Origin of the sequence: Enterobacter cloacae complex sp. P15RS (genome assembly GCF_014895905.1) — a bacterium.
GTDB lineage: Bacteria > Pseudomonadota > Gammaproteobacteria > Enterobacterales > Enterobacteriaceae > Enterobacter > Enterobacter quasihormaechei.
Genome location: NZ_JADBQL010000001.1, coordinates 107,504 through 124,502, shown reverse-complemented (window position 1 = coordinate 124,502; position 16,999 = coordinate 107,504). Strand labels below are relative to the sequence as shown.

At 56.9% G+C, this 16,999-nt stretch carries 17 protein-coding genes; 10 read left to right on the top strand and 7 right to left on the bottom strand.

The window, feature by feature from the left end:
* Positions 1-141 precede the first annotated feature (141 nt).
* Both tag and IM267_RS00610 read left to right on the top strand, forming a co-directional pair.
* The gene (gene tag, locus IM267_RS00615; RefSeq protein ID WP_193032465.1) at positions 142-723 is read left to right on the top strand and encodes a DNA-3-methyladenine glycosylase I; all 582 of its coding nucleotides are present in this window, start codon (positions 142-144) and stop codon (positions 721-723) included.
* Positions 701-1,141: an N-acetyltransferase gene (locus IM267_RS00610; RefSeq protein ID WP_193032464.1), complete on the top strand. Its 441-nt coding sequence runs from the start codon at positions 701-703 to the stop codon at positions 1,139-1,141. Before tag ends, IM267_RS00610 begins: the two co-directional genes overlap by 23 nt.
* Here the strand turns inward: IM267_RS00610 and IM267_RS00605 are convergent.
* Entirely contained in the window at positions 1,110-3,437 is a 2,328-nt protein-coding gene (locus tag IM267_RS00605) for a molybdopterin guanine dinucleotide-containing S/N-oxide reductase (RefSeq protein ID WP_193032463.1), read from the bottom strand. The genes IM267_RS00610 and IM267_RS00605 overlap by 32 nt on opposite strands.
* A gap of 164 nt (positions 3,438-3,601) precedes the next feature.
* Here IM267_RS00605 and IM267_RS00600 point away from each other — a divergent pair, with 164 nt between their 5' ends.
* The 6 genes from IM267_RS00600 (at position 3,602) to ghrB (ending at position 9,589) form a co-directional block, all read left to right on the top strand.
* Positions 3,602-4,264: an OmpA family lipoprotein gene (locus IM267_RS00600; RefSeq protein WP_102749580.1), complete on the top strand. Its 663-nt coding sequence runs from the start codon at positions 3,602-3,604 to the stop codon at positions 4,262-4,264.
* A gap of 114 nt (positions 4,265-4,378) precedes the next feature.
* On the top strand, positions 4,379-5,395 hold the full coding sequence (locus IM267_RS00595; RefSeq protein ID WP_063452202.1) for a LacI family DNA-binding transcriptional regulator: 1,017 nt from the start codon (positions 4,379-4,381) through the stop codon (positions 5,393-5,395).
* Between the two features lie 102 nt (positions 5,396-5,497).
* A complete protein-coding gene (locus IM267_RS00590; protein WP_193032462.1) occupies positions 5,498-6,247 on the top strand; it encodes a sugar phosphate isomerase/epimerase in 750 nt (249 codons plus the stop codon).
* Positions 6,248-6,250: 3 nt separating this feature from the next.
* Entirely contained in the window at positions 6,251-7,189 is a 939-nt protein-coding gene (locus IM267_RS00585) for a sugar kinase (protein ID WP_193032461.1), read from the top strand.
* A 117-nt stretch (positions 7,190-7,306) separates the two neighbouring features.
* Positions 7,307-8,587 carry an MFS transporter gene (locus tag IM267_RS00580; protein ID WP_193032460.1) on the top strand — a complete coding sequence of 427 codons (1,281 nt, stop codon included), beginning with the start codon at positions 7,307-7,309 and terminating at the stop codon, positions 8,585-8,587.
* A gap of 27 nt (positions 8,588-8,614) precedes the next feature.
* The gene (ghrB, locus tag IM267_RS00575) at positions 8,615-9,589 is read left to right on the top strand and encodes a glyoxylate/hydroxypyruvate reductase GhrB (protein ID WP_193032459.1); all 975 of its coding nucleotides are present in this window, start codon (positions 8,615-8,617) and stop codon (positions 9,587-9,589) included.
* 58 nt (positions 9,590-9,647) lie between these two features.
* On the opposite strand, the gene cspA is transcribed toward ghrB, so the two are convergent.
* Together cspA and IM267_RS00565 are read right to left on the bottom strand one after the other, a co-directional pair.
* On the bottom strand, positions 9,648-9,860 hold the full coding sequence (cspA, locus tag IM267_RS00570; RefSeq protein WP_003860775.1) for an RNA chaperone/antiterminator CspA: 213 nt from the start codon (positions 9,858-9,860) through the stop codon (positions 9,648-9,650).
* Positions 9,861-10,104: 244 nt separating this feature from the next.
* Entirely contained in the window at positions 10,105-10,815 is a 711-nt protein-coding gene (locus IM267_RS00565) for a DUF3053 domain-containing protein (RefSeq protein WP_063452198.1), read from the bottom strand.
* A gap of 331 nt (positions 10,816-11,146) precedes the next feature.
* On the opposite strand from IM267_RS00565, the gene IM267_RS00560 reads away from it, so the two are divergent.
* A complete protein-coding gene (locus IM267_RS00560; RefSeq protein WP_063452196.1) occupies positions 11,147-11,434 on the top strand; it encodes an HTH-type transcriptional regulator in 288 nt (95 codons plus the stop codon).
* Positions 11,435-11,472: 38 nt separating this feature from the next.
* Here the strand turns inward: IM267_RS00560 and IM267_RS00555 are convergent, their stop codons facing one another.
* From IM267_RS00555 to ubiD, 3 genes are all read right to left on the bottom strand, one after another.
* On the bottom strand, positions 11,473-13,092 hold the full coding sequence (locus IM267_RS00555) for an ABC-F family ATP-binding cassette domain-containing protein (RefSeq protein WP_193032458.1): 1,620 nt from the start codon (positions 13,090-13,092) through the stop codon (positions 11,473-11,475).
* Positions 13,093-13,309: 217 nt separating this feature from the next.
* A complete protein-coding gene (gene fre, locus IM267_RS00550) occupies positions 13,310-14,011 on the bottom strand; it encodes an NAD(P)H-flavin reductase (RefSeq protein ID WP_006812340.1) in 702 nt (233 codons plus the stop codon).
* A 39-nt stretch (positions 14,012-14,050) separates the two neighbouring features.
* Positions 14,051-15,547: a 4-hydroxy-3-polyprenylbenzoate decarboxylase gene (gene ubiD / locus IM267_RS00545; protein WP_193032457.1), complete on the bottom strand. Its 1,497-nt coding sequence runs from the start codon at positions 15,545-15,547 to the stop codon at positions 14,051-14,053.
* Positions 15,548-15,716: 169 nt separating this feature from the next.
* Between ubiD and rfaH the strand changes: the two genes are divergently transcribed.
* Positions 15,717-16,208, top strand: a complete 492-nt coding sequence (rfaH, locus tag IM267_RS00540) for a transcription/translation regulatory transformer protein RfaH (RefSeq protein ID WP_063452193.1) — start codon at positions 15,717-15,719, stop codon at positions 16,206-16,208.
* On the opposite strand, the gene tatD is transcribed toward rfaH, so the two are convergent.
* On the bottom strand, positions 16,205-16,987 hold the full coding sequence (tatD, locus tag IM267_RS00535) for a 3'-5' ssDNA/RNA exonuclease TatD (protein WP_193032456.1): 783 nt from the start codon (positions 16,985-16,987) through the stop codon (positions 16,205-16,207). The genes rfaH and tatD overlap by 4 nt on opposite strands.
* Positions 16,988-16,999 lie beyond the last annotated feature (12 nt).

Sequence of the window (16,999 nt, the reverse complement as noted above, 5' to 3'; positions counted from 1 at the left end):
GCCGAGTTCGGCGATATATGTCATTGTTCGAAGAGGTATTAGGGCGTATAGCCCTGTATTAACTATTGTCTCTTTAGCAGACACGTCAAGCCGGGCAGATTGAAATTTTTGCGTTTACCGTATCAGGAAGGGAGATGACCTATGCAACGTTGCGGCTGGGTAAGCCAGGATCAGCTTTATATCGATTATCACGACAAGGAATGGGGCGTACCGGAAACCGACGGTAAAAAACTGTTTGAAATGATTTGCCTTGAAGGCCAGCAGGCCGGGCTGTCGTGGATCACCGTTCTGAAAAAGCGTGAGAACTACCGCAATGCCTTCCACCGGTTCGATCCGGCTGCGGTGGCCGCCATGACTGAAGACGACGTGGAAAGGCTGGTTCTGGACCCCGGTATCATCCGCCATCGCGGTAAAATTCAGGCCATTATTGGTAACGCGCGCGCTTATCTGGCGATGGCGCAAAACGGCGAACCCTTCTCAGCATTTGTCTGGTCGTTTGTGGATAACGAGCCAAAGGTGACGCGGGCCGCCACGCTTGCGGAGATCCCAACCTCGACCCCCGCCTCGGATGCCCTGTCGAAAGCGCTGAAAAAACGCGGCTTTAAGTTTGTGGGCACCACCATCTGTTACTCCTTTATGCAGGCCTGCGGGCTGGTCAATGACCATATTACGGGCTGCATCTGCCACCCGGAGGGCCACCATGATCCGCAAATGGCACAGTGAGAATACCGCTCAGCTCCTGAGACTGTGGCTTGAGAGCACTACCGAGGCGCATCCGTTTATCGACGCTGGCTACTGGAAAGCGAACGAAGCGCTGGTGCGGGATGAATACCTTCCCGCCGCCGAAACCTGGGTCTGGGAGGAGAACGGCACGCTGCGCGGCTTTATCAGCGTCATGCAGTCTCAGTTTGTGGGGGCGTTATTTGTCGCCCCGGCGTTCATCGGAAGGGGGATCGGGCGTACGCTGCTGAACCACGTTCAGCAGCACTACCCGTATTTAACTCTGGAGGTGTATCAGAAAAACGTGCGGGCGGTGAATTTCTATCATGCTCAGGGTTTTCGCATTGAAGACAGCGCCTGGCAGGATGATACCCAACACCCGACGTGGATCATGAGCTGGCAGGCGGATCAAACGCCGTAAGGGTAAGCGCCGGCCCCTCATATTTCTCCACCCATGCCAGCGCCGTATTCCCCGCGCAGCCATTCCCCAGCTTCGAGCTGGGGAGATCTTTGGTCAGCACGTTTACGGCACCGTTCTTACAAATACCGCCCTCGTCCAGCGCCAGATCCGGCCATGCGCCCTGATGAATGCAGAACACGCCAGGGCGGATCCCGTCGCTCACCACGGCGCCAGCCAGCACCTGCCCGCGCGCGTTCCAGACGCGAACGAGATCGCCGTCGTTAATTCCCCGCGCCTTTGCGTCATCGCTATTCAGCGCGATCGGCTCGCGGCCAGCCACCGCATACTGCTCGCGCAGAGCCGAATAGTTGAGCTGGCTGTGCAGGCGATGGGCAGGATGGGCAGACAGCAGTTGAAGCTGCCCCGGCTGCGCATTGCCATGCCATTCGTCCGGCTCCAGCCATGCCGGGTGCGGCGGGCAGTCCGCGTAGCCAAAGCTGGCGATACGTTCGCTGTAGATCACAATCTTCCCGCTCTCGGTTTTAAGCGGGTGATTTTCCGGGTCGCGACGGAAGTCAGCAAAGCGCACAAACCGCGCGTTCTGCTCGCTTTCCGGCATTTCGAAGAGTTGATTCGCCTCCCAGAATTCAGCAAATGGCGGCAGCGTCACGCCCTGCGCCGCCCCGCGCTGGCTGGCTATCTTGTAAAACGTTTCGAGCCATTGCAGATCCGTTTTGCCCTCGGTGAAACGCTCGCGCCCGCCCGCTTCCCATAATTCACTCAGGTCAGCAAAGACGTCAAAATCATCACGCGCTTCATCCCGGGGGGCCACGACGCGCTTCATCGGCACCATGTGCTGGTTGCTGTAATCCCCGGTCATGGTGAGATCGTTACGCTCGAACGAGGTCGTGGCGGGCAACACGATGTCGGCATGTTTCGCTGAAGCGGTCCAGAAGCACTCCGAGATCACCACCAGCTCCGGCTTCTGCCAGGCGCGGATCAGGCGGTTGGTATCCTGGTGATGGGTGAAGTTGGCCCCGCCCGCCCACCAGACAAACTTAATATCCGGAAAATGGCGATCCTGGCCGTTGTGCTGATAAAACCCGCCCGGGTTCTCCAGAGCCTCAACAATGCGCGCCACGGGAATTTTATCCACCGCGTCCACGCCACCCTGCACTGAGCCCTGCATGGACGCCAGCACCGCCGCTTTACGCGTTGGATTACCGCCGTTAGCAAAGTGATAGGAAAGCCCAAAACCGCCGCCGGGCGTGCCAATCTGCCCAAGCATCGCGGCGAGCGTCACGAGCATCCAGTGTTTTTGCTCGCCAAACTGCTGGCGCTGCATTCCCCAGCCGGACATCAGCATCGTGACGTTGCTATGGAATAACGCCGCCAGTTCGCGGATTTTAACGGCATCAACGCCGCAAACCGCAGCGGCCCACTCTGCGGTTTTGGCGACACCGTCGGTTTGGCCCGTCAGGTAGTCGGCAAATTTATCGAAGCCCGTGGTGCAGCGCGTAAGGAATTCCGTATCGTGCCAGCCGTTCTCCACAAGGGTATGCGCAATACCCAGCATCATCGCCACGTCGGTGCCCATATGGGGCGCGATCCACTCGGCGCTGTCGCCGAAGAAATCCAGGGTTTCAGAACGCATCGGATCGATACAGATGATGCGCTTGCCGCTTTTGCGCAGCGCGTCGAAGTAGGAAACGCCCTGCTCGTCGGACGCATTCCAGGCAATCTTCAGGGTGTTGAGCGGGTTGGCGCTCCACAGCACCACCACATCGGTATGCTCCAGCACCAGCGGCCAGCTGGTCTGCTGCTGATAAACCTCATTGCCGCCCACGACGTAAGGCATGATCGCCTGCGCTGCGCCGGTTGAGTAATCACCCAGATGGCCGGTGTAGCCCCCGGCCAGGCTCATGTAGCGTTGCAGCAGGGTGGCGGCCTTATGCAGCACGCCGTTCGAGCGCCAGCCATAGGAGCCGGCAAAAATGGACGACGGGCCATAGCTGTCGCGGATGCGTTTATGCTGCGTATGGATCAGCGCCAGCGCATCGTCCCAGCTCACGCGAACGAACTCATCCTGCCCGCGCACACCCTGCGGTTTATCCGGTGACGCCAGAAAGCCTTTACGCACCATCGGCCAGCGTACGCGGGTTTTGCTGTGTACCTGATCGCGAACGACGGTCTGTAAAGAGTTGAGATGGCGCGAAGGCAAAGCCCCGCGAGACGACAGCACTGTGTCGCCATCGGTTTCGACCAGCATCGGCCCCCAGTGGGCGGCGGTCAGAATGGTTTTTGTTGAGGTGCTCAAAGCGTGCGCTCCTGGTTGCGTGCAGGTATGACGGCCTTTCGTTGAGGCAGTTTATCGTTTGTGACAAATTTCAGAGTTATACACTGAATTTTCTCCGTATTCGGACGTCATAATCCACTGCCACGTCCGTCGTGGCAAAGAATAAAAAGGATTAAGGAAATAAGATGAAAAAACGCGTACTCGTAATTGCCGCTCTGGTAAGCGGCGCACTGGCTGTTTCAGGCTGCACAACCAACCCTTATACCGGCGAACGCGAAGCGGGTAAATCCGGTATTGGCGCGGGTATTGGTTCCCTTGTCGGCGCTGGCGTTGGCGCGCTCTCCTCCTCCAAGAAGGATCGCGGCAAAGGCGCGCTGATTGGCGCAGCGGCAGGCGCAGCCCTGGGCGGTGGCGTAGGGTATTACATGGATGTGCAGGAAGCGAAGCTGCGTGACAAAATGAAAGGTACGGGCGTGAGCGTGACGCGCAGCGGTGACAATATCATCCTGAACATGCCAAACAACGTGACCTTTGACAGCAGCAGCGCGACGCTGAAACCTGCGGGCGCGAACACCCTCACCGGTGTGGCCGCGGTACTGAAAGAGTACAGTAAAACTGCCGTGAACGTGATTGGCTACACCGACAGCACCGGCAGCCAGGATCTGAACATGCGTCTGTCTCAGCAGCGTGCCGATTCCGTGGCCAGCTCCCTGATAACCCAGGGCGTTGAAGCAAACCGCATCCGCACCAGCGGCATGGGCCCTGCCAACCCTATCGCCAGCAACAGCACGGCGGAAGGTAAAGCGCAAAACCGTCGCGTAGAGATTACGTTGAGCCCGATTCAGTAATCCCCGAGGGAGAGGGCCGGGGTGAGGGCAACAGACCGCACACCCCGGCATGAACCACTTGCCATCGTTGATTTTCCCGCTAAGGTATTCTCACTAAATTCAGGGAAATCAGCGATGAGCAAACCAGCCCGGGCCACCATCAGTGACGTGGCGAAAGCCGCCAAAACCGGTAAAACCAGCATTTCGCGCTACCTCAACGGCGAGAAACACCTGCTTTCCGATGCGCTGCTGGCGCGGATCGAACAGGCCATTGCCGATCTCGACTACCGTCCCAGCCTGATGGCGCGCGGCCTCAAGCGTGGCCGCACCCGCCTGATTGGGCTTATCATCGCCGATATCACTAACCCCTACTCCGTTAACGTACTCAGCGGCATCGAAGCGGCGTGCCGGGAAAAAGGCTTTACCCCGCTGGTCTGTAACACCAATAACGAAGTTGATCAGGAGCTGCATTACCTCGATCTGCTGCGCAGCTACCAGGTGGAAGGGATCGTGGTCAATGCCGTCGGGATGCGCGAAGAGGGGCTAAATCGTCTGCAACAATCGTCTCTCCCGATGGTGCTTATTGACCGCAAAATCCCGGAATTTGCCTGCGATGTGGTCGGGCTGGATAACACCCAGGCCGCCACCACCGCCACCGAGCACCTTATCGAACAGGGTTTCGAAGCCATTCTGTTCCTGAGCGAACCGCTTGGCATGGTTAACACCCGTCGCGACCGACTGGCTGCTTTTCGCGCCACGCTGGCGCGATATCCCGGCGCGATCGCCGAAAATGCCGAAATTCCGCTGCACGAAGCCGGGCTGCTGGATAACACCCTGCGCCAGTTCCATACCCGACATCGGGGAATGCGTAAGGCGGTGATCTCCGCGAACGGGGCGCTCACGCTACAGGTTGCCCGCTCGCTTCAACGCATCGGCCTGCACTGGGGCAGCGACATCGGCTTACTCGGCTTTGATGAACTGGAGTGGGCAGAACTTGCAGGCGTGGGCATTACCACCCTCAAACAACCCACCTGGCAAATCGGCTATGCCGCGGTTGAGCAAGTGGTTCGCCGTATTGAAGGCACCCGCGATGCCGTACGCGAGCAGGTTTTTTCCGGCGAGCTGATCGTTCGCGGCTCTACCGCCCGCTAATTTCCCCTTCGTGACAGCGATCATAAATTCAACATCCCATTCTTTTCTTTGGAACCGGTTCCATCTAGCGTAATACTATCGATTACGCGTTGGAGTCAGGAAATGAGCAGGAAAATAATGGTGGTCACCGCCGCGTATGGCGCGGATCGGGTGCGTCAGGCAGGCGGGCAATGGGCGATGCTTCCCGTTATTGCTGGCGCAGGGGCTGATGGCGTTGAAATCCGCCGCGAGCTCTTCAGCAGCGACGAGTTAATGGCGCTGCCTGCGCTCGGCGAGTCCATTGAGCTGCTGGGTTTACTGGCATGCTACTCCGCCCCGGCCCCTCTGTTTATGCCCGACGGCACGCTCAACCCGGATCTCCCCCGCTACCTCCGCGAAGCCAGCATCCTGAACGCGCTATGGCTTAAGGTCTCGCTGGGTCATTTCAGCGACAAACACCCCCTTGAAGATCTGCGGACATTGCTGGATGAAAGCGGCATGACGCTGGTGGTGGAAAACGACCAGACCGACTGCGGGCAGCTCGCCCCGATGCAGCGCTTCAAAGCCGCCTGTCGGGTGATGGCGCTGCCGGTGACGCTGACGTTCGATATGGGCAACTGGCTGTGGGTCGGGGACTCCCCGGAAGAGGCTGCGCGTCAGCTGGCACCCGCCGTGAGCTATATTCACGTGAAAGCCGCGGTCCCGCATAAGGCGCAGTTCCGCGCCGTCGCGCCGGATCAAACCGATTCTCGCTGGCAGGATCTGCTTAATCAACTGCCTGCCGACGCGCCGCGCGGTATCGAATTTCCGCTCGAAGGGACGGATCTCACCGCTGTCACCCGCCATTACGTCAACCTGCTGCGCGAGGAGTAAACCATGCACAAGACGCTGGACGTTATCACCATCGGCGAGGCCATGGCGATGTTTGTCGCCACCGAAACGGGCGAGCTGAGCGCGGTGGAACACTTTATCAAACGCGTGGCAGGCGCCGAGCTGAATGTCGCTACCGGCCTTGCGCGGCTGGGGCTGAATGTCGGCTGGGTGAGCCGCGTGGGCAATGACAGCTTTGGCCATTTCGTTCTCGACTCGCTGAAAAAAGAGGGCATTGATGCCGCAGGCGTCACGCTCGACGGACGCTTCCCGACGGGCTTTCAGCTGAAATCGAAAGTCGAAAATGGAACCGATCCCACTGTTGAGTATTTCCGAAAAGGCTCAGCAGCAAGCCATCTCTCCGTCGATGATTATCATGCCCCTTATTTCTCCTCCGCGCGCCATCTACACCTGAGCGGCGTGGCGGCGGCGCTTTCGGCCAGTTCGTACGATTTACTGGATCATGCTGCGTCGGCGATGAAAGCGCAGGGCAAAACGATCTCCTTTGATCCGAACCTTCGTCCGGTGCTGTGGAAAAGCGAAGCGGAGATGGTTGAGAAACTCAACCGACTGGCGTTTCAGGCGGACTGGGTACTGCCGGGCGTAAAAGAGGGAATGATCCTCACTGGCGAGACCACGCCGGAAGGCATTGCGGATTTTTATCTCAACCGAGGGGTAAAAGCTGTAGTGCTGAAAACCGGTGCCGACGGCGCGTGGTTTAAAACCGCCGACGGTGAGCAAGGCGCTATCGCAGCGGTAAAAGTCGACAACGTGGTCGATACCGTGGGCGCGGGCGATGGGTTTGCCGTCGGAGTCATTAGCGCCCTGCTGGAAGGCGAACCGCTGTCGCAGGCCGTGGCGCGGGGCAACAAAATTGGTTCGCTGGCGATCCAGGTGCAGGGCGATAGCGAAGGATTACCGACACGAGCAGAGCTCGGCGTCTGAATTCCCTCTCCCGGTGGGAGAGGTCCAGGGTGAGGGCAGCAATCCGCACCAGATAATTAAGCCACCGTGTACCCTACAGACAACGGCGGTAACAACCTCAACAACAGAGGCAAGCCTATGAACAGTTCGACCAATGCAGTCAAACGCTGGTGGTACATCATGCCCATCGTGTTTATCACGTACAGCCTGGCGTACCTTGATCGTGCCAACTTCAGTTTTGCATCCGCCGCCGGGATCAACGAAGACCTCGGGATCACCAAAGGGGTTTCCTCCCTGCTGGGCGCCCTCTTCTTCCTGGGCTATTTCTTCTTCCAGATCCCCGGCGCGATTTACGCTGAACGCCGCAGCGTGCGAAAGCTCATTTTCATCTGCCTGATCTTATGGGGTGCCTGCGCCTCCCTCACCGGCGTGGTGAATAACATTCCTGCACTGGCTGCCATTCGCTTTATTCTCGGCGTGGTGGAAGCGGCAGTGATGCCGGCAATGCTGATTTACATCAGCAACTGGTTCACAAAATCTGAGCGTTCACGTGCCAATACTTTCCTGATACTCGGTAACCCGGTCACGGTGCTGTGGATGTCGGTGGTGTCCGGCTACCTGATCCAGTCCTTCGGCTGGCGCGAGATGTTCATCATCGAAGGGGTTCCCGCAATCATCTGGGCCTTCTGCTGGTGGGTGCTGGTGAAAGATAAGCCAGCCCAGGCGAAATGGCTTTCAGAGGACGAAAAGGTTGCACTTCAGGCACAGCTGGATAAAGAGCAGCAGGGGCTGAAAGCGGTGCGTAACTACGGTGAAGCCTTCCGCTCCCGCAACGTGATCCTGCTGTGCGCGCAGTATTTTACCTGGAGTATTGGCGTGTACGGCTTTGTGCTGTGGCTGCCGTCGATTATCCGCAGCGGCGGTGAAAACCTTGGCATGGTGGAAGTGGGCTGGCTGTCATCGGTGCCTTATCTGGCTGCGACCATCGCAATGATTATCGTCTCCTGGGCATCGGACAAGCTGCAAAACCGTAAGCTGTTCGTCTGGCCGCTGTTGCTGATCGCTGCTTTTGCCTTCATTGGCTCCTGGGCCGTGGGCGCGAACCACTTCTGGGCCTCGTATACCCTGCTGGTGATTGCGGGTGCGGCCATGTATGCCCCGTATGGTCCGTTCTTTGCCATCATCCCGGAGATGCTGCCGCGTAACGTCGCAGGGGGCGCGATGGCCTTGATCAACAGTATGGGCGCGCTGGGTTCATTCTTCGGCTCGTGGTTTGTTGGCTATCTGAACGGTGCAACCGGCAGCCCGTCGGCCTCTTACATCTTTATGGGGGTGGCGCTTTTTGCCTCGGTATGGCTTACTCTGATCGTTAAGCCTGCTAATAATCAACAGCTACCCGTCGGCGCACGCCACGCCTGAATTCTTTTAAAATCAACGGAGATTAGCATGAAGCCGTCCGTCATTTTGTACAAAGCACTGCCTGAAGATCTGCAAAAACGCCTGGAGGAACACTTTACCGTTACCCGGGTGAAGAACCTCAGCCCGGAAACCGTGGCACAGCACGCCGACGCGTTTGCCAGCGCCGAAGGCCTGCTGGGTTCAAGCGAAAAGGTGGATGCAGCGCTGCTGGAGAAAATGCCGAAACTTCGTGCCACCTCAACCGTTTCTGTGGGATACGATAATTTCGACGTGGATGCGCTTAACGCGCGCAACGTTCTGCTGATGCACACGCCTCATGCCCTGACGGAAACCGTCGCCGACACGCTGATGGCGCTGATGCTCAGCACCGCCCGTCGCGTGGTGGAGGTGGCCGAGCGCGTGAAAGCGGGCGAATGGACGAAAAGCATTGGCCCGGACTGGTTCGGCGTGGACGTACATGGCAAAACGCTGGGGATTGTGGGGATGGGGCGTATCGGCCTGGCGCTGGCACAGCGCGCCCATTTCGGCTTCAACATGCCCATTCTGTATAACGCACGCCGCCATCACGTTGAAGCTGAAGAACGTTTCAACGCCCGCTACTGCGAACTTGATACGCTGTTGCAGGAAGCCGACTTTGTCTGTCTGATCCTGCCGCTGACGGATGAAACGCGTCATCTCATCGGCAAAGCGGCGTTTGAAAAGATGAAGAAATCGGCCATTTTCATCAACGCGGGTCGCGGCCCGGTGGTAGATGAAAAGGCGCTGATTGAGGCACTGCAAAACGGTGAGATCCACGCCGCCGGGCTGGACGTGTTTGAACAGGAGCCGCTGCCGGTGGATTCACCGCTGCTGACCATGCCCAACGTCGTTGCTCTGCCTCACATCGGCTCTGCGACACACGAAACACGCTACAACATGGCGGCGACCGCAGTGGAAAACCTGATTGCCGCGCTTAGCGGTAAAGTGGATAAGAACTGCGTTAACCCACAGATACAACAGTAGAAACGAAAAAACCCGCCAGAAGGCGGGTTTTTGAATTTTGTGCTACTGGGTTGGAAGCTTACAGGCTTACAACGTTACCAGCTGCTGGGCCTTTAGCGCCGCTTTCGATGGTGAAGGAAACTTTCTGACCTTCATCCAGAGATTTGTAGCCATCGTTCTGGATAGCAGAGAAGTGTACGAACACGTCTTTAGAGCCATCGTCAGGAGTGATGAAGCCGAAACCTTTATCAGCGTTGAACCATTTTACCAGACCAGTCATTTTAGCAGACATAGAAATTACCTTATTAACAAATATATTGTGCCTTCCGGCTTGATGGATTGCGTTACAGATTTTTAAGCGATGAAGGAAGGGTCACTACGAAGGGTATCTATGGATAACAATCTGGACTGCTTTACTAAACTGCTTTAGGTCTGTGTAACAAACCGACGAACATAGTTATACCGATGTGGTAGATGAATGACAAGCGTTATTTTCATTAAGCATAAAAAAACCCCGCCAGAAGCGGGGATTTTTTTTATTCGGTTGCAGCGACCGCTGCGCTCCACGCCTGGCTAAAGGCCTGGTGCTGGGACGCGAGCGGCCCGATCAGCGTATTATACTGGCTCGCCTGCTGGGAGGTCGGGAACTGAATACCGTTAGAGACGAAGCTCACCTGCGTACCCTGCTCACTGATAAAATCACCTACCTGAACCAGCTGCTGAGTAAAGACCTGCGCTGCTGGGATCAACGGCTGCAAGGCGTTTGACGGTTTAGTTACTACTTTCTCATACACCTGGTCATAAACCGGCTTCAGATCTTCACCCTGCTTCAACGCGGAACGCGAGGCATCAGCCTGCATTTTGGCATTTTGCAGCTGCTGACTCAGCACCCCGAGCGCGCCGTTGGACTGGCGCAGCGGTTCACGCTGGGTCACATAATCCTGCGGAACGCGGATGGCGTTCACGCTATCCACTACCGGGCGGATACCGGAATCCATCGCCTGGCTTACCTGCTGTGAATAGCCATACAGAATGGCGTAATCCGACACGAATGGACCAAACTGTTTTTTCTGATCCGCAGTCAGCGTTGGTAAACGCTCGCCGCTACGCATCACTGTATTCTGTAGAAAATCGATAAACGCTTTGCGCTGATCGCCTTCTTTATCGAAACACCCACTCAGGCTAACAACCATCAACAACGCCGCAATAGGCGCAAACCAGCGAGAGCAGGACTTTCCTGTCGCCATTTTATTACTCCTTTCACCCAAAAAAGCGCACACCGGCACACGCGTGCCCAACGCTGACAAGGATAGTCCAGGTCAGCCTTGCAAGATAGAGTTTTCATGCAAAACGGGTATTCCCGTTTTTGTACTGACTATTTACAAAAAAATACCTGTTCATTCCTACATATGACTAATCAGGTAATTAGCATAACTATCCATATAGCTGAAACGGGTAAAGCGATCGTGATCGCACAATTAATCACAGCCGTGACGATCCTGTGTTTGGTTTAGGGACTATTCTTAACATGCTCTCTGATGTTCATGATCCCGATGTGTGATTTATGAGGAGTTCTCAATGGAATTAAAAGATCCTGAGTTTGAGCTGCTGAGCAGCCTGGAACAGATTATTTTTAAAGATGTACCGCCGACGATTACCCTGAATCAAAAGTCCAATCCTTTTAGTGAATTTGAGCGTTTACGTAAAGGGTCGGGCCTGAAAACAGATGAATTCGCAAGAGCGATGGGTGTCAGCGTAGCGATGGTGCTGGAGTGGGAGTCAAAACGTGAAAAACCTACCCCAGCCGAGCTAAAGCTGATGCGCCTGATCCAGGCAAACCCTGACCTTCGCAAGCAGTTAGCCTGATTAAGTTTGTTTGCCCCCGCCCTTGCGGGGGCTTGTGTTTACAGCCTTTCACATCGCCATCCCGACTTTTCCCACACCAGCTCATGCGTCAGCTTTAATCCTGCCAAAAACGCTTCATCATGGGACACCACCAGCAGCGCGCCGGGGAAATCGGCCAGGGCCGCTTCAATGGCCTGCACGGAGGCCAGATCGAGGTGATTGGTCGGCTCATCCAGCAGCAACAGCTGCGCCGCCTCTTCACGCCACAGTGCGCAGGCCAGCGCGGCCTTCAGGCGCTCGCCGCCGCTTAGCGCGGCCAGAGGCAGCGTCACTTTCTCCGCGCCCAGCTGAAGCTGCGCTAAACGGGTACGTAGCGCCCCCTCTTCAAGCGGTGTATTGCTAAGGCTGAGGTGCGTCATTACCGACTGAGACAGATCCAGCCGGGAAAGATGCTGATCGAGACAGGCGTGCCTGACGGAGACCTTACAGGTTCCCGTAACAGGGGCGGTTTCGCCCAGGATCACTTTCAACAGCGTGGATTTTCCACAGCCGTTTGGCCCGCGTAGCGCTACACGCATCGGGCCATCCATTCGCCAGCCGATCGGGGGGACAGGCACGTGCGGAAGCACCAGTTTTTCCAGCACCAGCACCTGTTTCCCTTCCGGAATTTGACTGCCCGGCAGGGTAAACATCACCGCGTTATCCTCTTCAACCCGCTCGCGTGCCTGGTTAACCGCAGCGTTCAGGGCATGATTTTGATCGCTATGCTGTTTTTTCCAGGAACCAATACGCTCTTTCGCCGCTGCTTTGTATTTGACCCGTTCAAACGAGGCAATGTTAAGGCTGTCGACCTTACGAAGCGTTTTGGCTGAACGCCGCTGGCTGTCGTCATGCTCTTTATGGATGCGGGCTCGGTTACGTTTGCGCTCGGTGGCTGCATGCTCCAGCGCGGCGCGGGCAGCCTGCTGCTCGGCATCACGCTGGGTTCGATAGTCAGCATAATTCCCGCCGTAGCTGCGCAAGCCCGAAGCACTCAGTTCAAGTATACGCGGCACCTGCGCCAGCAATTCCCGATCGTGAGAGGCCACCAGCACCCCGCCCTGATACCGGGCAAGCTGCTCGTAGAACCACATGCGGCCCTGCCTGTCGAGGTGGTTGGTCGGTTCGTCCAGCAACAGGTAATCAGCATCTGCGGTGAATGCACCGCACAGCAAGGCACGAATGCGCTCGCCGCCGCTCAGCTCTGCTGCGGGTTTATTCGGGTCAAAAGGTGGAAGCGAGGCCGCGATAAAAGCCTGGCTCAGCCGTTCAGCCAGATCCCAGTGGCCGTCGAGCGTGTCCAGATCGTCGGGTTTATAATGACCGCTGTCGATGCGCGTGCGCGCCGCAAAGATCGCGTCGTAGCCAAGCAGTTCGGCAAGCGTGGTATTCGCAGAAATATCCTGCTGCTGCGCCACATAGGCGTGTGTAGCAAAGCGCTCAATGTGACCGCTGGCGGGCTCATCAATACCTGCCAGCAGCCGCAGCAGGCACGTTTTGCCGCTGCCGTTGCGGCCAACCAGCGCGCACACTGACGCATCCAGAGAAAGAGACAGAGGGCCAAAAAGGATATCGCCCGTCGCAAACTGACAGGTGACCTGATGCAAAATAAAAGAGGGGGACTGCGCAAAATGAGCCATAAGCACTCCTGAATGAAATCAAAACATCCCCTGCCGACGCGGTGCGTTTAGCAAGGATCGAAATTCATCAGTCGTGTTTGTTCATTTTTGGGGGGCGCTCCTGAGGGCGAAAGTTAACGGGAACAAGAATAACGGCAATGCGCCGCCTGTTTCAAGGTTAAATTTTCACCAGCGCGATTGCCAGCGTGAAAAAAACCCGCCGAAGCGGGTCTCTCAATCAGATAAACGCAAACGCATCGCCGAACAGACGATCTTCCCGCGCGTCACGCTCGTTGCAGAACAGGTCGCGGGCAATTTTCGCCATTTCGAAGCGACCGGCGATGTAGATATCGTGCCCCGCCAGTGTTCCGTGATCCTGCAATACCGCGGTCAGCACCGTACCGCTGCGCCCGCGCCAGCCCTCTTCCGGCTGCTCGACAACCGGCTCGATGCGCAGGTTTGGATGATTGACGCTCAGCGCTTCCAGCTCAGACAGATCGTAAAGATGCTTCTCTTCACGGCCGCCCCAGTAGATGGTGATATCGCGATTTGGATTACGCGCCAGCGCCGTTAACAGAATAGAGCGGACATAGGAGAAGCCCGTACCGCCGGCAATCAGGATCAGCGGACGGTCTTCGTCTTCACGCAGCCAGGCCTCACCGTGAGGAATATCGACCACGATTTCACGCTCTTTCAGGATGCGGTCCATCACGGCCATCGCGTACAGGTTAAGCTCAGACGCACCAATATGCAGCTCAATAAATTCCTGCTCTGCTGGCGTTGAGGCCATAGAGAAAGGACGCTTATCACGCTCGTCCATCACGACCATCAGGTACTGACCGGCACGGAATGAAAATGCCGCTTCAGGAACCAAACGGACGCGATATACGGTGTCGGTAATAGCATCTACCGACGTCACTTTACAGCTTAAGGTTGTCATTCGCTCTCTCTGTCGGGAAGTCTATAGGGCTAAACGGTCTTATTCTGCCTTACCGTTACTCATTATGGCCAGCTCGTCCCAGATCGCGTCAATTCGCGCGGTCACGGCAGGATCTTTTACGATCGGGCGACCCCATTCACGGTCGGTTTCGCCAGGCCATTTGTTCGTGGCATCCAGTCCCATTTTTGAGCCAAGGCCGGAAACCGGCGAGGCAAAGTCCAGATAATCAATCGGCGTGTTTTCCACTAACACTGTGTCCCGCGCCGGATCCATACGCGTGGTGATGGCCCAGATCACGTCATTCCAGTCGCGGGCATTGACGTCATCATCGCAGACAATCACAAACTTGGTATACATAAACTGGCGCAGGAAAGACCATACGCCCATCATCACGCGCTTAGCGTGACCGGCATACTGCTTCTTCATCGTCACCACCGCCAGGCGATACGAACACCCTTCCGGCGGCAGATAGAAATCCACTATTTCCGGGAACTGCTTTTGCAGGATCGGCACGAACACTTCGTTCAGCGCCACTCCCAGCACCGCCGGTTCGTCGGGTGGACGACCGGTGTAGGTGGAGTGATAGATGGCATCTTCACGCTGGGTAATGTGCGTGACGGTGAATACCGGGAAGTTATCCACTTCGTTGTAATAGCCGGTGTGGTCGCCGTACGGCCCTTCGGGTGCCAGCTCGCCCTGTTCAATGTAACCTTCCAGCACGATCTCCGCGCTGGCGGGCACTTCCAGGTCATTGGAGATGCACTTCACCACTTCGGTTTTGGTGCCGCGCAGCAGCCCGGCAAAGGCATATTCAGACAGCGTATCCGGAACGGGCGTCACTGCGCCCAGAATCGTTGCCGGATCGGCACCCAGCGCGACGGATACCGGGAAGCGTTCGCCCGGACGGGCCGCGCACCACTCCTGGAAATCCAGCGCGCCGCCGCGGTGGGACAACCAGCGCATGATGAGCTTGTTCTTGCCAATCAGCTGCTGACGATAAATGCCGAGGTTTTGACGCTCTTTATGCGGCCCGCGCGTGACGGTGAGGCCCCAGGTGATCAGCGGTGCGGCATCTTCAGGCCAGCACTGCATGATCGGAATTTTGGTCAGATCAACCGCATCGCCTTCCAGCACTTTTTGCTGGCACGGCGCACCGCGCAGGCGCTTAGTTGGCATGTTCAGCACCTGCTTAAACTGCGGCAGCTTGTCGAACAGGTCGCGGAACCCTTTTGGCGGCTCCGGCTCTTTCAGAAAGGCCAGCAGTTTGCCCACTTCACGCAGCGCCGTGACATCTTCCTGCCCCATGCCCATCGCCACGCGGCGAGGTGTGCCAAACAGGTTGCACAGTACCGGCATGGCGTAGCCTTTTGGGTTTTCAAACAGCAACGCCGGGCCGCCCGCGCGCAGGGTACGGTCGGCGATCTCTGTCATTTCCAGATACGGATCAACAGGAAGTGTAATGCGTTTGAGTTCGCCCTGCTTTTCCAGCAGCGCCAGGAAGTCGCGTAGATCGTGGTATTTCATGCAGTTAATCATGGCCTCTCTGTAAGCGCTTCATTATACGGCGTAAGACCGCGTGATGCTGTAATTTTGTTAAATTAGCGTGAACTTCCACGACTTACTCTCTTTTTCGCCATTATAATCACCTTAGCGATCCCGCCAGGGTTTTGGTATGCTTGCGCCCCGAACAATGGGAAGAGTGATTATGCAGGCCTGGTATTTACTGTATTGCAAACGCGGGCAACTTCAGCGCGCGCAGGAACATCTTGAACGTCAGTCTGTTAACTGCCTGACGCCCGTGATCACGCTTGAAAAAATGCAGCGTGGAAGACGCACGACCGTCAGTGAGCCTCTGTTCCCGAACTACCTGTTCGTTGAGTTCGACCCCGAAGTGATCCACACCACGACGATCAGCGCTACCCGCGGCGTCAGCCATTTTGTGCGTTTTGGCGCCCATCCGGCAAGAGTACCGTCATCGGTTATTCATCAGCTTTCTGTCTATCAGCAGCCTGACGATATTACCGATCCTGAAACCCCGTACGCCGGAGACAGCGTGGTGATCACCGAAGGTGCCTTTGAAGGGTTACAGGCCATCTTCTCTGAGCCGGACGGTGAAGCGCGTTCCATGCTGCTGCTCAACCTGCTGAACAAAGAGGTGTTGCAGAGCGTTAAAAACACCGATTTCCGCAAAGTTTAGAACTGCACGCCGAACAGACGACGCACGTTATCATCGGTTTGTGCTACCAGCCACTGCGCATCTTCTCCGCGCCAGTGCGCCACTCGCTCAGCAATATGCCCCAGATAAGCCGGTTCATTACGTCGTGATGCCGGTTTGGGCTGCATATCCCGGGGCAACAGATAAGGCGCATCCGTTTCCAGCAGCAAACGATCGGCCGGGATAACGGGCAACAGCTCGCGCAACTCCAGCCCACGTCGCTCATCGCAAACCCAGCCCGTGATACCCAAATAAAGCCCACGGTTCAGGCAATCCAGCGCCTCCTGACGGGAGCCCGTAAAGCAGTGCAATACCGCACCGGGCAGCTTCTCCAGCCAGGGTTCCAGCAGCGCCAGAAAACGTTCATGCGCATCGCGACAGTGCATAAACACCGGCATCCCCAGCTCTGCGGCCAGCGCGAGCTGGGCGGTAAATGCCCTCTCCTGGTCTTCAGGCGTCGAGAAATTACGGTTGAAATCAAGCCCGCATTCGCCAATGGCAACCACTTCTGGCGTTTGTGCCAGACGATGAAGCACCTCAGCGCTTTCATGCGTCCACTGGCTGCTGTCATGCGGATGCACGCCGGCGGTGGACCAACAGTGTTGATAGCGTTGCGCCAGCTGCCATGCCTGCTCGCTCTCATGCAGGTTCGTTCCCGTCAGTAACAGGCCGTTCACGCCGGCGGCAAAGGCGCGCGCCACCACCTCATCGCGGTCTTTCGCAAACTGCGCACTGGTCAGGTTAAGCCCGATATCAAACATACGTATCCCCAT